At 72.6% G+C, this 13,313-nt stretch carries 15 protein-coding genes; 8 read left to right on the top strand and 7 right to left on the bottom strand.

The features are described 5' to 3' along the window. The gene (locus ACZ5GH_RS06030; protein WP_387751263.1) at window positions 1-261 is read right to left on the bottom strand and encodes an acyl carrier protein; all 261 of its coding nucleotides are present in this window, start codon (window positions 259-261) and stop codon (window positions 1-3) included. Between the two features lie 163 nt (window positions 262-424). Between ACZ5GH_RS06030 and ACZ5GH_RS06025 the strand changes: the two genes are divergently transcribed. From ACZ5GH_RS06025 to ACZ5GH_RS06010, 4 genes are read left to right on the top strand one after another with little or no spacing between them, the layout of a single operon-like run. Beyond that, window positions 425-748, top strand: a complete 324-nt coding sequence (locus ACZ5GH_RS06025) for an ArsR/SmtB family transcription factor (RefSeq protein WP_387751924.1) — start codon at window positions 425-427, stop codon at window positions 746-748. 55 nt (window positions 749-803) lie between these two features. Then, the gene (locus ACZ5GH_RS06020) at window positions 804-1,043 is read left to right on the top strand and encodes a hypothetical protein (RefSeq protein WP_387751265.1); all 240 of its coding nucleotides are present in this window, start codon (window positions 804-806) and stop codon (window positions 1,041-1,043) included. 29 nt (window positions 1,044-1,072) lie between these two features. Next, window positions 1,073-1,888, top strand: a complete 816-nt coding sequence (locus ACZ5GH_RS06015; protein ID WP_464333654.1) for an ABC transporter ATP-binding protein — start codon at window positions 1,073-1,075, stop codon at window positions 1,886-1,888. Then, window positions 1,888-3,246 carry an ABC transporter permease gene (locus ACZ5GH_RS06010; protein WP_387751271.1) on the top strand — a complete coding sequence of 453 codons (1,359 nt, stop codon included), beginning with the start codon at window positions 1,888-1,890 and terminating at the stop codon, window positions 3,244-3,246. The genes ACZ5GH_RS06015 and ACZ5GH_RS06010 overlap by 1 nt, the downstream gene beginning before the upstream one ends. Here the strand turns inward: ACZ5GH_RS06010 and ACZ5GH_RS06005 are convergent. The 3 genes from ACZ5GH_RS06005 to ACZ5GH_RS05995 all read right to left on the bottom strand — a co-directional run bounded on the left by ACZ5GH_RS06005 (window position 3,138) and on the right by ACZ5GH_RS05995 (window position 6,707). Further along, window positions 3,138-4,253: a LysR family transcriptional regulator gene (locus ACZ5GH_RS06005; RefSeq protein ID WP_387751273.1), complete on the bottom strand. Its 1,116-nt coding sequence runs from the start codon at window positions 4,251-4,253 to the stop codon at window positions 3,138-3,140. The genes ACZ5GH_RS06010 and ACZ5GH_RS06005 overlap by 109 nt on opposite strands. Window positions 4,254-4,470: 217 nt before the next feature. Further along, window positions 4,471-5,271, bottom strand: coding sequence for an AfsR/SARP family transcriptional regulator (locus ACZ5GH_RS06000; RefSeq protein WP_387751276.1), 801 nt, complete (start codon window positions 5,269-5,271; stop codon window positions 4,471-4,473). Window positions 5,272-5,579: 308 nt separating this feature from the next. Beyond that, window positions 5,580-6,707, bottom strand: coding sequence for a 2,3-diaminopropionate biosynthesis protein SbnB (locus ACZ5GH_RS05995; protein WP_387751279.1), 1,128 nt, complete (start codon window positions 6,705-6,707; stop codon window positions 5,580-5,582). A gap of 293 nt (window positions 6,708-7,000) precedes the next feature. Between ACZ5GH_RS05995 and ACZ5GH_RS05990 the strand changes: the two genes are divergently transcribed. Genes ACZ5GH_RS05990 through ACZ5GH_RS05980 form a run of 3 tightly spaced genes read left to right on the top strand, consistent with a single transcriptional unit; the run spans window position 7,001 to window position 10,488 of the window. Continuing rightward, a complete protein-coding gene (locus ACZ5GH_RS05990; RefSeq protein WP_387751282.1) occupies window positions 7,001-8,551 on the top strand; it encodes a tryptophan halogenase family protein in 1,551 nt (516 codons plus the stop codon). A 30-nt stretch (window positions 8,552-8,581) separates the two neighbouring features. After that, window positions 8,582-9,931, top strand: coding sequence for a cation:proton antiporter (locus ACZ5GH_RS05985; RefSeq protein ID WP_464333653.1), 1,350 nt, complete (start codon window positions 8,582-8,584; stop codon window positions 9,929-9,931). Continuing rightward, window positions 9,928-10,488, top strand: coding sequence for a flavin reductase family protein (locus tag ACZ5GH_RS05980; protein WP_387751288.1), 561 nt, complete (start codon window positions 9,928-9,930; stop codon window positions 10,486-10,488). Before ACZ5GH_RS05985 ends, ACZ5GH_RS05980 begins: the two co-directional genes overlap by 4 nt. Window positions 10,489-10,584: 96 nt before the next feature. On the opposite strand, the gene ACZ5GH_RS05975 is transcribed toward ACZ5GH_RS05980, so the two are convergent. Continuing rightward, window positions 10,585-11,583, bottom strand: a complete 999-nt coding sequence (locus tag ACZ5GH_RS05975; RefSeq protein ID WP_464333652.1) for an ArsR family transcriptional regulator — start codon at window positions 11,581-11,583, stop codon at window positions 10,585-10,587. Between the two features lie 102 nt (window positions 11,584-11,685). Beyond that, complete coding sequence (locus ACZ5GH_RS05970; RefSeq protein ID WP_387751293.1) at window positions 11,686-11,904, bottom strand: MbtH family protein; 219 nt, start codon at window positions 11,902-11,904, stop codon at window positions 11,686-11,688. A 302-nt stretch (window positions 11,905-12,206) separates the two neighbouring features. Between ACZ5GH_RS05970 and ACZ5GH_RS05965 the strand changes: the two genes are divergently transcribed. Beyond that, window positions 12,207-12,635 carry a hypothetical protein gene (locus ACZ5GH_RS05965; RefSeq protein ID WP_464333651.1) on the top strand — a complete coding sequence of 143 codons (429 nt, stop codon included), beginning with the start codon at window positions 12,207-12,209 and terminating at the stop codon, window positions 12,633-12,635. An 85-nt stretch (window positions 12,636-12,720) separates the two neighbouring features. Here the strand turns inward: ACZ5GH_RS05965 and ACZ5GH_RS05960 are convergent, their stop codons facing one another. Further along, window positions 12,721-13,299 (bottom strand): hypothetical protein, encoded by a 579-nt coding sequence (locus ACZ5GH_RS05960; RefSeq protein ID WP_387751298.1) that lies wholly within the window; start codon window positions 13,297-13,299, stop codon window positions 12,721-12,723. Window positions 13,300-13,313: the final 14 nt, after the last annotated feature.

The following is a 13,313-nucleotide window of genomic DNA, read 5'->3' as shown; positions in this document are numbered from 1 at the left end:
CTACTTGGACAGGCTCTCCTGGACGACGGCGACGACGCCGTCGAGGTTGACCATCCGGATCAGCTCGGCCTGGTCGATCTCGATCCCGAAGGTGCGCTCCAGCGAGGAGAGGATCTCGATGGCGCCGAGCGAGTCGGCGTTGTGGTCCTCCTTGAAGCGGCTGGTGTCGGTGACCTCGTCGGCCTCCAGTTCGAGGATGTCGCAGACGATGTCCTTGATCTGGGCGCGCTGTTCGGCGGTGACGACCGCGGTGCTGGGCATTTCGCCTCCCGGTGAGGGTGGGTGCGACAGATTGATGATCTGAATTCTTCTCGGCCGCGCTGACGGGCAACTGACGTACAGCTGACGGTCGTTGGTCGGCTTGACAGTGCTTGCTCACACCTGTCAGTCTCAACTTTCAGGTAGGAGGAAGAGGGTGGGGGTGCTGACAAGCGCGGAGCTACTGGCCCTGCTGGCCGCCGTCGGGCACACCCAGCGCCTGCGGATCATCGGCGAACTGGCGCAGGGCCGGGTCCACGTCAGCGAACTGGCCCGACGGCTCGGCATGTCCAGGCCGCTGCTCTACATGCACCTGGAGCGGCTCGAACACGCCGGCCTGGTGGCCGGCGCGCTGGAGCTCTCCGGTGACGGGAAGGCCATGAAGTTCTTCGAACTCACCCCGTTCGACATCCACGTCACGGTCGACACCGTCATCGCCGCCCTCCGGGAGGACCGGGCGCAGGTCGAGCGGACCCAGCACGACGCCTGAAGGAGACCCGGCGTCGGAAGGAAGCACGGCGCGCGAAGGAACAGAAGGGACCCTCATGAGTGGCGGCGTGATCGCCATCGTCATCACACTGATCGTCATCGGCGGGATCAGCGTCAGCATCGTCTCGTACTTCACCCTCCAGCGGCACCGCGCGGACGCCGCGGCGATGGCCGCCTACCGGCGGCTGGCCGAGGACACCCTGGCCGGCCAGAAGCTGCTCCGGGGTGAACTGCGGGCGCTGACCGCCAGATTGGCGTCGGTCGAGGACCTGCTGCGAAGCGTCGACGAACACTGATATCCGGCCCGGTCACTCAGGAGATGCCCATGACCACCGCAACCGTGCACGGCATCGCCGATGCCGTGCGACTGAGGAACGTCTGCCGCCGCTACGGCAACGAGCGCAACCGGGTCGTCGCCCTCGACGACGTGTCGGTGGGCTTCGGCCGCAGCACCTTCACCGCCGTGATGGGACCGTCCGGATCGGGCAAGACCACGCTGCTGCAGTGCGCCGCCGGGCTGGACCGGCCGGACTCCGGCTCGGTCTCGCTGGACGGCCTGGAACTCGCCGGGCTCGGCGAGAAGGAGCTCACCAGGCTCCGCAGGGACCGGATCGGCTTCATCTTCCAGGCCTTCAACCTGCTGCCCGCGCTCAGCGTGGCCGACAACGTGGCCCTGCCACTGCGGCTGGCCGGGCGCCGGCCCGCACGGGAGAGCGTCGAGCGGGTGCTGGAGCAGGTCGGCCTCGGCGACCGCGGCGACCGCCGGCCCGGCGAACTGTCCGGCGGCCAGCAGCAGCGGGTCGCCATCGCCCGGGCCCTGATCACCCGGCCCGCGGTGCTCTTCGGCGACGAGCCGACCGGCGCGCTGGACACCCGCACCGCGGTGGAGATCCTGCGGCTGCTGCGCCAGGCCGTCCACGGCGACGGGCAGACCGCCGTCATGGTCACCCACGACCCGGTCGCCGCCTCCTACGCCGACCGGGTGCTGTTCCTGGCCGACGGACGGATCGTCGACGAGCTGAGCGGCGCCTCGGCCGACACCATCGCCGAGCGGATGACCCGGCTCGGCGCCTGGGGCGACAGTCCCGGCCCCGACGTCCCCGTCACCCGCGTCACCCGCGGCGGAGAGGCGGCCCGCTGATGTTCACCCTGGCCCTGCAGACCCTGCGGTTCCGCCGGACGAGCTTCGTCGCCTCCACCGTCGCGCTGTTCTTCGGCGCGGTGATCCTCACCGCCTGCGGCGGCCTGATGGAGACCGGCATCCGCCACCGGGTGCCGCCGTTCGCGGACGTTCCGCCGGGCACCCAGCAGGCGGCCAGCCGGCTGATCTCGATGTCCGCGGTGTTCGGCGGCATCGCCGCGATGGTCACCGTCTTCATCGTCGGCTCCACGCTGGCCCTGGTGGTCCAGCAGCGGCTCGGCGAGATGGCGCTGCTGCGCGCCATCGGCACCCTGCCGGGACAGCTCCGCCGGATGATCGTGGTGGAGACCCTGGCGGTCGCGCTGGTCGCCGTCGGCCTCGCCCTGGCGCCGGGCTACCTCGCCGGCGAGTGGATGCTGGAGCAGATCGCGGCCAGCGGGGTGGTGCCCAAGGGGATCGACTACACCGCCGGCTGGATCCCGATGCTCACCGCGGGCGGCACCTCGCTGCTCGCCGCGCTGAGCGCGGCCTTCATCGCCTCCCGCCGGGCGGCGCTGTCCCGGCCCGCCGACGCGCTCGCGGAGTCCCGCCTCCAGCACCGCTGGCTGAGCGGCCCGCGGCTGGCCTTCGCGGTGTTCTGCCTGGCCGGCGGCACCGCCCTGGCCGTGGTCACCGGGACGGTGATGAACGGCGAGGTCGCCGCCAGCACCGCCGGCCCCTCGGCGATGCTCTGGGCCGGCGGGATCGCCCTGCTCAGCCCCGGGCTGACCAAGGCGCTCACCGCGGTGTTCCACCGCCCGCTGCGCGCGCTGTTCGGGCTGACCGGGGACCTGGCGATGGACAACGCCCGGGCCCGGCGGATCCGGATCGCGGGCGCGGTCAGCCCCGTGATGCTGGCCACCGGGCTGTCCACCGCGCTGATCTACCTCCAGACCACGCTGTCCGCCGCGCAGGGCGGCGACGGGGTCGGCGCCTGGGTGGACTACCTGCTGGCCGGCAGCATCATCGCGTACGCGGTGATCTCGCTGGTCAACACCCTGGTGGTGGCGGCCTCCGAGCGCCGCCGGGAGTTCGCCCTGCAACGGCTCGTCGGCGCCACCCCCGGCCAGATCCTGGCGATGACCGGCATCGAGTCGGTGCTGGTCACCACCGTCGGCACGGTGCTCGGCACCTTCGTCGCCGGCGCGACGCTCGCGCCCTTCGGGATGGCGCTGGACGGTTCCTGGATGCCCCGCGGACCGGTCTGGATCTACCTCTCGATCGTCGGGTTCGTCGGGGCGCTGACCGCCCTGGCCAGTGTCTCGGCCACCGGGGCGGCCCTGCGGACGCCGCCGGCCGAGGCGCTCGCCACCCTGTGACCGGCCCCGGGCCCGGAGCGGTCCGGGCCCGGCCGGCCGGGCGGGACGAACGGCGCCCGGGGCGGCAGGAACGACTCCAACTCCGTGAACTCGTCGGGGTGTTGGGTGACCCACGACCAGTACCAGGGGATCGTGCGGGCGTACTCGCAGTAGTAGCGGCGGAGCGTGTTCAGGAGTCTTCGCTGGATGTCGCAGGTCACCGAGTCGCTGCGCCACACCAGCAGCATGTCGGTGCCCTCGGCGACGGAGATCGGGACCAGCCGCACCTCTCGGGTGGCGCCGGTGGGAGGCGTCAGCGCGGCGGCCCGGGCGTCCCGGACCCAGTTCATCGCCTCGTGGTGGCCGTCGACGTAGTGGAGCACCTCCAGCTCGGCGTGGCCGACGGAGGCGAACAGCTGCTTCTCGATCGGGTGGAACCAGTGGTCGCGGGTGTAGCGGACCCACCGCAGCGAGGCGAGCTGCGCCGGGCTCACGGCGTCCTGGCCGACCAGGCAGTGGTCGTGCGGGAGCGCCACCCAGACGGGCTCCCGCACGATCACCGTACTGGCCAGGGCGAGTTCGTCCGCCTCGGTCGAGGCGGCCAGCGCGACTCCGGGCACCATCGCGGCGTGCAGGGCGCCGCGGGACACCTGGGCGATGGCCGCGTCGGGGCTGAGCGTCTCGGTCTGCACCTCCTTGACCGGCAGGGCGGACTTGAGCGCGCTGCGCAGCGACGGCGGCGTCCACTCGGCGTTCCCGAACCGGAACACCTCCGTGAAGTGCGCGGTCGCCTCGGCGATCACCCGGTCGGCGTGCCGGACCAGTTCGGCCAGCATCGGGATGATCCGCTCGCCCAAGGCGGTCGGAATGATTCCGGTCCTGGTCCGCACGAACAGTTCGCCGCCCACCGCCCTTTCGATCCGCTTCAATTGCGCGGTGAGACTCGATTGCGGGAGGCTCAATTGGGCGGCGGCTCTGGAAATGCTGCCCAGCCGGTCGATGGTGGTGACGATCTTGGCATGCCTCAACTCGACGTCCACTGGGCCCCCGTCCGCGATTTCCACTTCCTCGCGCAACCACCAGGAAAATTCCAAGGCGGTCGCCACGCTAACAGAGCGATCCTGGAGCGTCCACAGCCGGACAGGCGCGAACGGGGTGAAATCGGGCGGTGGTTGCGGGCCCGGAAACGGCACGAACGGTGAGCGCCGTTCCAGGGATTCCGGAACGGGCATATGCCAAACGGAATCAGGCCGGTACGGGTCCGGCGAAGTCCAGCGCCCGCCGCGGCTCGCCGAGCAGGTCGGCCTGCCGCAGGATCGCCTGGTACGCGTGGTGCAGCGCCCGGCCGGGCTCCAGCCCCAGGTCGTCGGCGAGGCGCCGGCGGGTGCTGTGGAAGACCTCCAGCGCCTCGGCCTGCCGGCCGTCGCGGTAGAGCGCCAGCATCAACAGCTCGCTCAGGCGCTCCCGTTCGGAGTGCTCGTCGGCGAGCTGCCGCAGTTCGGACACCGGGACGCGGGCCGAGTCCACGGCGAGCTTGGCGGCGGTCAGGTCCTCGTACGCGCTGATCCTGCGCTCCTCCAGGTGGTCCGCCCGGATCCGGCAGCGCAGGCCGTCGCAGGAGTCCATCAGCGCTCCGCCGCGCCACAGGGCGAGCGCCTGCTCCAGGGCCGCGATGGCCCGGGCCGGGTCCCGGCGGACGAGGTCGCCGCCCTCGTCGGAGAGCCGCAGGAAGCGGTGGGCGTCGATGGCGTCCGGCGGGACGTCGAGGAGGTAGCCGCCGTTGGCGGTGCGGAGGGTTTCGTCGCCCTTGCGGCCGGTCACGGATTCCAGCAGCCGGCGCAGCCGGCCGACATTCGCCTGGAGGGCGTTGCGGGCATTGGCCATCGGCTGGTCACCCCATAACTCGTCCACGATCTCGTCGAACGGGACGGGTATCCCCGGGGAGGTCGCCAGCAGGGCCAGCACGACGCTGGTCCGCTTCGACGCCATGGTGTAGTGCGCGTTCTCGTGCGACAGGAGCAGCGGGCCGAGAAGCTTGATTTCCAAAACAGCATCCCCCAATTTCCGAGCCGTCCAGGCGAGTCTGCGCGACGCCGGTGCGGAGCGGGAGATACCAGCCGGGCGGCGGAGCCGCGGACGGGTGGTATGACACGCGCTGTCCATGACAGCCGGGGGGCGCCGGATCGACGGGGGAGCGATCCGGCGCCCTGCTCGGAGGCGGGGGCGCGGCCTCGCCGCACCGCCCGGAACAGGTCGATGGGGACGCACCGTGACGGCGGGTCCTGATCTGTCGACCTGTCAGAAGAATGCTACAGGTGACGGGTTGAGCTGTCCATGGGGAGTCGGGGCGGCGGCTACGGCTGCCGGGTGTTCCGGCCGTAGCGGTCCAGCTCGTGGAAGAAGCCCTCCACCACGGCGAGTTCGCCCCGTGCCGCCAGTTCATCGTAGACGAACCTGCCGACCGCGAGGTCGAGAACGCCGAGCCCGAACGGGGAGAACACCACCGGGCGGTCGGTCGGCACCGCCACCCGCCCGGCCATCACCTCGTGGAGCGTGCCGTCGACGAAGTCCCGGTTGCCGGTGAGCTGTTCCGTCAGGTGCGGGGAGGTGTCGGCCTTCAGGCAGTGCTCGACGTCGTCCAGCACGTTGGCCGAGGCGAGCAGCACCTCGGGTGCCAGGTCGCGCAGCGAGACGTTGAGCACCACCGGGTTGTGGGAGAACCACGAGGGCTCGGTGAGGTGCGGCGCGGCGGCGACGGTGGCCAGGACCACCAGGTCCGAGGAGCGGACCAGCTCCTCGGCGCTCGCGTGCACGGTGATCCGCGGCGCGGCGCCGGCGCCCGCCTCGCCGGCGCCCGCCGGGCCTTCGCCTTCCGGCTCCGCGCCTTCCGCGTCCGGGCGTTCCGGGTCCGCGCGTTCGAGGTAGGCGCGGAAGCCGGCCGCGTGCTCGGCGGACAGGTCGTGCACCCCGACCTCGTCGAACTCCCAGCCGGTGCGGGCGAGGTAGGTGTGGATGTGCCGGGCGATCAGGCCGGTGCCGATGAAGCCGACCCGCCGCGGCCGGGGCCGGCCGGCGCAGAGCAGGTCGGCCGCCAGCGCGGCCGAGGCGGCGGTGCGGGCGGCGCTGATGATCGAGCTCTCCAGGCAGGCGATCGGGTAGCCGGTCGCGGGGTCGTTGAGCACCAGCACCGCGGAGGCCCGGGGCAGGCCGGAGGCCACGTTCTCCGGGAAGCTGGAGATCCACTTGATCCCGTCGACCGGGGTGTCGCCGCCCACCGAGGCCGGCAGCGCGATGATGCGCGAGGAGGGCCGGTCCGGGAAGCGCAGGAAGTACGAGGGCGGGTTGACCGTGCCGCCCTCGCCGTGCACCCGGTAGGTCGCCGCGACCAGGTCGAGGGTGTGCTTCTCGTTGCCGGACAGCACGCTGTGCACCTGCGCGCCGGGGATCACGGCGAACTGCGGGATCGGCCTCTGCTGGGTCATGGCTGGCTCCGTCTCGGGGGGAGATCTGGCCACAGCAGTGTCGCTGACCTGCGCTGACACCGCGCTGACGAACCGTCAGGTGTTCGATTCGTCGACAGGTACGGATCAACCCGACCTGCGACTTTCGGCCAGTGCCAAATGACCTGGTCGGACCTTACGCCGTTGCCTAGAGTCACTCTCTGGTGGCGCCGCCCTCAGCTTCTTCCAGCGGGGTGACGACCGACGGTGCCACCGCTGCCGGTATCCGGCACCACCCCTGCCGGAACACGTGGACCACCGAAGAGGAGTCACCAGTGCTCGACCGGGTTGTGATCGTAGGCGGCGGAACAGCGGGATGGATGACGGCTTCGTACCTGAAGGCCGCGTTCGAGGACCGGGTGGACATCACCCTCGTGGAGTCCGGCAACGTCTCCACCGTGGGCGTCGGCGAGGCCACCTTCAGCGACATCCGCCACTTCTTCGAGTTCCTCGGGCTCAAGGAGAAGGACTGGATGCCGGCCTGCAACGCCACGTACAAGCTCGCCGTGCGGTTCGAGAACTGGCGCGAGCCCGGCCACTACTTCTACCACCCGTTCGAGCAGATGCGCTCGGTCAACGGCTTCCCGCTCACCGACTGGTGGCTCAAGCAGCGCCCCACCGGCCGGTTCGACAAGGACTGCTTCGTGATGGCCTCGGTCATCGACGCCGGCCTCAGCCCGCGCCACCTCGACGGCACCCTCATCGACCAGCCCTTCGACGAGGGCGCGGACGAGATGCAGGGCCTCACCATGTCCGAGCACCAGGGCAAGACCCAGTTCCCGTACGCCTACCAGTTCGAGGCCGCGCTGCTCGCCAAGTACCTGACGCAGTACGCGACCGACAGAGGGGTCAGGCGCATCGTCGACGACGTCCAGGAGGTGAAGCTCGACGAGCGCGGCTGGATCAGCGGACTGCGCACCGCCGAGCACGGCGAGCTCACCGGCGACCTCTTCGTCGACTGCACCGGCTTCCGCGGCGTGCTGCTCAACCAGGCGCTGGAGGAGCCGTTCATCTCCTACCAGGACACCCTGCCCAACGACAGCGCGGTCGCCCTCCAGGTGCCGATGGACATGGAGAAGCGCGGCATGCTGCCGTGCACCACCGCCACCGCCCAGGACGCCGGCTGGATCTGGACGATCCCGCTGATGGGCCGGGTCGGCACCGGGTACGTCTACGCGAAGGACTACCTCTCCCCGGAGGAGGCCGAGCGGACCCTGCGCTCCTTCGTCGGCCCCGCCGCCGCCGACGTCGAGGCCAACCACATCAGGATGCGGATCGGCCGCAGCCGCAACTCCTGGTCCCGCAACTGCGTGGCCATCGGCCTCGCCAGCGGTTTCGTCGAGCCGCTGGAGTCGACCGGGATCTTCTTCATCCACCACGCCATCGAGCAACTGGTCAAGTACTTCCCGGCGGAGGACTGGAACCCGGTCCCGCGCGACCTCTACAACCGGGCCGTCGCCCACGTCATGGACGGGGTGCGCGAGTTCCTGGTGCTGCACTACGTCGCGGCCAAGCGCACCGACACCCAGTACTGGCGGGACACCAAGACCCGGAGCATCCCCGACTCGCTGGCCGAGCGGCTCGAACTCTGGAAGTCCCGGCTCCCCGACTCCGAGACGGTCTTCCCGTACTACCACGGCCTGCCGCCGTACTCCTACATGTGCGTCCTGCTGGGCATGGGCGGCATCGACGTGGCGCACTCGCCGGCCCTGGACCTGTCCGACGGCGCCGCCGCGGAACGGGAGTTCGCCCAGATCCGGGAGAAGACCGAGCGGCTCGTGGCGACCCTGCCCAAGGCGTACGACTACTTCGCCCGGATGCGCTGACCCCGATCCCCGGGAAGGGGCCCGTTCATCATGGACGTCCTCCAGTTCCTGATCCACGTCGCGCACGCGGCCGCCGTCCTCGGCGTCGTGCTGCTGATCGCCGTGGCGGGGAGGAGAGTCGCGCGCCGTCTGAGGCAGCCGGAGGTGATCGGGGAGATCACGGGGGGCCTGCTGGCCGGGCCCGCCGTGATCGCCCTGGTCGGCCGGCCCGCCTTCGACGACGTGCTGCCGGGGCCGGTGTTCGACCTCGTCAAGAACGTCGCCGAGGCCGCCCTGGTGCTCTTCCTGGTCGGCCTCGCCCACAAGCTGCGCCGGGGCCGGGACCGCCTGCCCCGGCGCGCCACCACCTGGATCACCGCCGGGGCCCTGGTGCCGCCGCTGGCCACCGGCTGCGTGCTGGTCGGACTGATCGCGCTCACCGGCGACCGGGCGGCCCGCGGCAGCGCCCCGCTGCCGGCCTACCTCCTGATGGTCGCCGTCACCATGTCCATCACCGCCGTCCCGGTGATGGCCCGCATCCTGGCCGACCGCCGGATGGGCGACACCGTGCCGGGCCGGCTCTCGCTGGCCTCGGCCGTCGTCATCGACGCGTTCGGCTGGCTGCTGCTCTCGGTGGCGATCAGCCTCGGCGCCGGGGACCTGGCGCGCTCGCTGCACTCGCTGCGCGCCCTGGCCGTCGGCGTGCTCTGCGCCCTGGCCATCCGCTACGCGCTGGGCACCCGCGCCGCCTCCCGGCTGTGCGGCCGCTCGCCCCGGGGGATGGCCGTCCTGGTCGCGGCGGCCGCCCTCGCGGTGGCCTTCGCCATGGAGCACCTCGGCATGACGTCGATCCTCGGCGCCGCACTGGCCGGGCTGGCGGTGCCGCACGACGACGGCGGACCGTGGACCCGCGTGGTGTCCACGGTCTCCCGGTCCGGGCAGTTCCTGACCCCCGCCTTCTTCGTGGTCACCGGGGTCACCGTGCTCACCCGCGCCTTCTCCGCCACCTCCGCGGTGCTGATCGCGGCCACGGTCCTGCTCGGCTTCCTCGGCAAGGGCCTCGGCGGCTACCTCGGGGCCCGGCTGGGCGGCCAGCGGCCGCCCGCCGCCCGGCGGATCGGCGCGCTGATGAACACCCGCGGCCTCACCGAGCTGATCGTCCTCCAGGCCGGCTACGCCTCCGGGGTGCTGCCCGCGCCGATGGTCCTGGCGCTGGTGGTGATGGCGCTGGCCACCACGGCGGCCACCGGGCCGCTGCTGGAACTGTTCGACCGGATGGAGGGCCGCCCGGCCGCCGCGGAGGCGCCCTCGGAGGCGGAGGCGGCCTCCGAGGTGGAAGCGATCAGCGCGACGGCCGTGGCGCCGAGGGAGTCCGTCGACACAGAAAGCGGTGCGAGATGACCGAGTACGCCGGTGAACCGGTCCGCGCGCGGACCGGGGCGGTGGGGACGGCAGGGGCCGTGAAGACGGCCGGGGCCGCTCCCGACGAGTTCCGGACCATGATGAGCGGGTTCCCCACGGGCGTGAGCGTGGTGTCCGCCACCGACCCCGACGGCCTCCCGAGGGGCATGACCTGCTCCGCCGTGTGCAGCGTCTCACTCGACCCGCCGACCCTCCTGGTCTGCCTGCGCGAGGGCAGCCCCACGCTCGAAGCCGTCACCGACAGCGGCCTGTTCGCGGTCAACCTGCTGCACGAGGACGCCCAGGGGACCGCCGAACTGTTCGCCTCCGGCGACCCGGACCGGTTCCAACTGCTCCCCTGGGAGCAGACCCCGGACGCGGCCGGGCCGCACCTGGTGCGCGACGCCCACACGGTGGCCGACTGCGGCGTGGTGCTGACCCAGCGGGTGGGCGACCACGTCACCGTGTACGGCGAGGTCCGCCGGGTCGTACGGCGCCACCACCAGCGGCCGCTGCTGTACGGGCTGCGCCAGTTCCGGGCCTGGCCGCGGAGCTGATCCCGGCGGGCCGGGACGGTCGTGGACCCCCGGCACCCCCGGCACGGGACGGGTGCCGGGGGCGCCGGGGGCCACGGCGGTGGGGCCGGCGGCCGGCTAGGACGCGAGGAGGCGCGAGGTGCTCCGGGGCCGGACGCCGCAACCCGGCCGGTCGGCCCGGTCGGCCCGGTCGCGGTTCCCGACCGCGGGCACCGGCCGCACCGGACCGCCGTCCAGCAGCGCCATGCCGAGCGGCGTCACCGAGTGCAGCACGGTGTTGCGCACCCGGCGGGTGGTGATCAGCCCGGTCTGCCGCAGCACCGCCGCGTGCTGACTGGCACTGGCCGCCGAGATGCCCAGCCGGTCGGCGAGCTGACTGGTCGTACAACTCGCCCGCAGGGCCCGGAGGGCGGCCGCCCGGGTCTGGCCGACCAGCGCGCCGAGCGGCCGCGAGCTGCGGTCCCGCTCCTGCCACAGCTGCGCGCCCTTGAGGGCGTGCGGCGGGGCCGCGAAGACCAGCACCACCTGCTCGTCCGGACCCTCGGCGTCGATCGCCACGCCCGGCCGGTGGTTGAGGAAGACCGAGGGCGTGAGCACCAGGCCCCGGCCGCCCAGCCGGATGTCCTGGTCCGGCCCGCCGGGGATCTCCAGCACCGGCGCCCGCCAGGTCATCCGGGGGTGCGCGGTGGACAGCAGCAGCTCCACCCCACCGGCCATCACGATCCGGCCGCGCGCCTCGCACTCGGCCACCAGGTAGGCGTGCAGGTGCTGCCAGAACGGCGCCACGGCCAGCCGCCAGGCCTCCAGCAGGCAGGCGTCCACGCCCGCCCCCGGGTGCTCCGGCGGCTCGGCCGCGCCGGGCGGCGCGTCGGGCTCCCCGGCGTACCGGAGCGCCTGCCGCAGCAGCGCCTCCACGTCGTGCTCCGGCCGGCCGTGCGGGCGGGCCGCCGGTCGGCGGGGCAGGCGCTCGTTCACCTGTTTTCGCCACCGGGCGTACGGCGCGTTCACGCCGCGGTCCAGCAGGTCGCGGGCGAAGGCCGACTCCGCGAGCGGGCCCAGGGTGCTCTTCAGACGGGTTCTGGCGAGGTCGGCGGCGGTGAAGTGGATCCTTTGCACGATGAGGGTCCCCGTTCCGTGTCGATGAGGGGGAAATCGACGCGGCCCGGCCGTACCCGCGCGGGTGGACCGGGCCCTTCCTCGGGTGGGATCGGACCGGGCCTACGAGGCCCGGGCGGTGGAGGCCTCGCGCAGGCTGCGCGGGCGCATGTCCGTCCAGTTGGCCTCGACGTAGGCCAGCGCGTCCTCGCGCGGCCCCTCGGCCAGGGCCACCGTCCAGCCGTCCGGCCGTTCGGCGAACGCGGGCCACAGGGAGTGCTGGCCCTCGTCGTTCACCAGCACCAGGAAGGTCCCGTCCGCGTCGTCAAAGGGGTTCGACATGTCGCACACTCCGTTCCGGGTCGGGGCGCGGGGACACCGGGCACACCCGCTCCGCACATGCTCCCTCGGCTCGCTGACATGGTGCTGATGGAGCCCCGGCGCGGCTCACCGGGACGCGGTGCCCGGTGAAACCGCCTCGTCCACGGCTGACGCGGCGTGGCATCCGCCTCGTTCCCGACGTCCCGCGCGGCTCCGGCCGGCGCTCCGGAGCGCCGTGCGCGAGATGGCAATTGAACGCGTTCAGTATTCCTGGCATGATCTTCCGCGCCGGCCACCGCCGACGCGGAACGAAGGAGCCTGCCGTGGACCCGAGCACGCCGTGGCGGAACCTGGGGCTCATCGGGCTGCGGCTCGCCGACCTGGCGGTCCGCTACGCCCTCACCTTCGCGGCGGTGCTCCTGGTGGCGTCGGCGGCGGGCGGCGGCTTCGCGGCGAGCGACGTGCGGGGGTTCGTGGTCCTCGTCGGGATCCCGTCCGTGGCGATCTGCGCCCTCCACTCGTTGTTCAGCACCCGTACGGGCACGGCGTTCCGGGGCCGGTTGGCCGGGCTGCTGCTCCTGCCGCTCTGGTTCCTGCTGTTCTTCCCGCCGCTCCTGCCCGTCCCCCTCCTGGGCCAGCTCCTCTTCGCCCTGTGCGTGGTCCGGGCGCCGCTGCTGGGGCCGCCCCGGATCCGGCCGCTGGTGCGCCGCGTCCTCGGCGCGGCCCGTGGCCGGCGCCGCGGGCCGGCATGAGAAGTCGGCCCCGCCGACTTCCTGTACGGGACCGATGCGGCGTACTCCGGGCCGGTGGCTGCCGGCCCGGGGGCCCGGGGCGGCGTCAGGCGCCGTGGAGGATGATCTCCTTCACGCCGTCCGCGACGGCCCTGCTCGTCCGCCACCGCCGCAGCAGGCGGTCCGCCGCCAGCGCCTCGACGACCGAGGTCAGCCAGGCGTCGTCGCCGAGCCGGTGCACCCGGCCGAGGTCGACGACGTTCCCGAGCAGCTGGCGCAGCACGGTGATCTCGGGCATCGGGTACCAGTGGCGGTGGTGGACGAACCGGGGCCGCCACACGTCATAGGGGCGCCGGACCATGGTGTCCAGCCAGGAGCCGTGGGCGCCGATCCCGTCGTGCCTGGTCAGGAGGCCGCCGGCCGGGGTGCTGAAGAAGCGTCCGCTGGTGACCCCGAGTTCCAGGCTCATCAGGCGGTCCCACGGCACCAGGAACGGCTCCTGGCCGGTGACGCGGTGCTCGAACCCCTCGGGGAGGACGGCGAGGTGGGCCCTGCTCCGGTGGTCTCCGATGAACCAGCCGCCGTCGGTCCGCACCAGCGGGCCGAGGCCGACCGGCGGCACGTGGACACCGGGGGCGTCGGAGGGGGTCGACCGGTCCGCGGGGGTGGGGTGGTTGGCGTTCACGGCTCTCCTCGGGT

This window comes from Kitasatospora sp. Xyl93, assembly GCF_055383135.1.
This window is presented reverse-complemented; position numbering and strand designations above follow the sequence as displayed.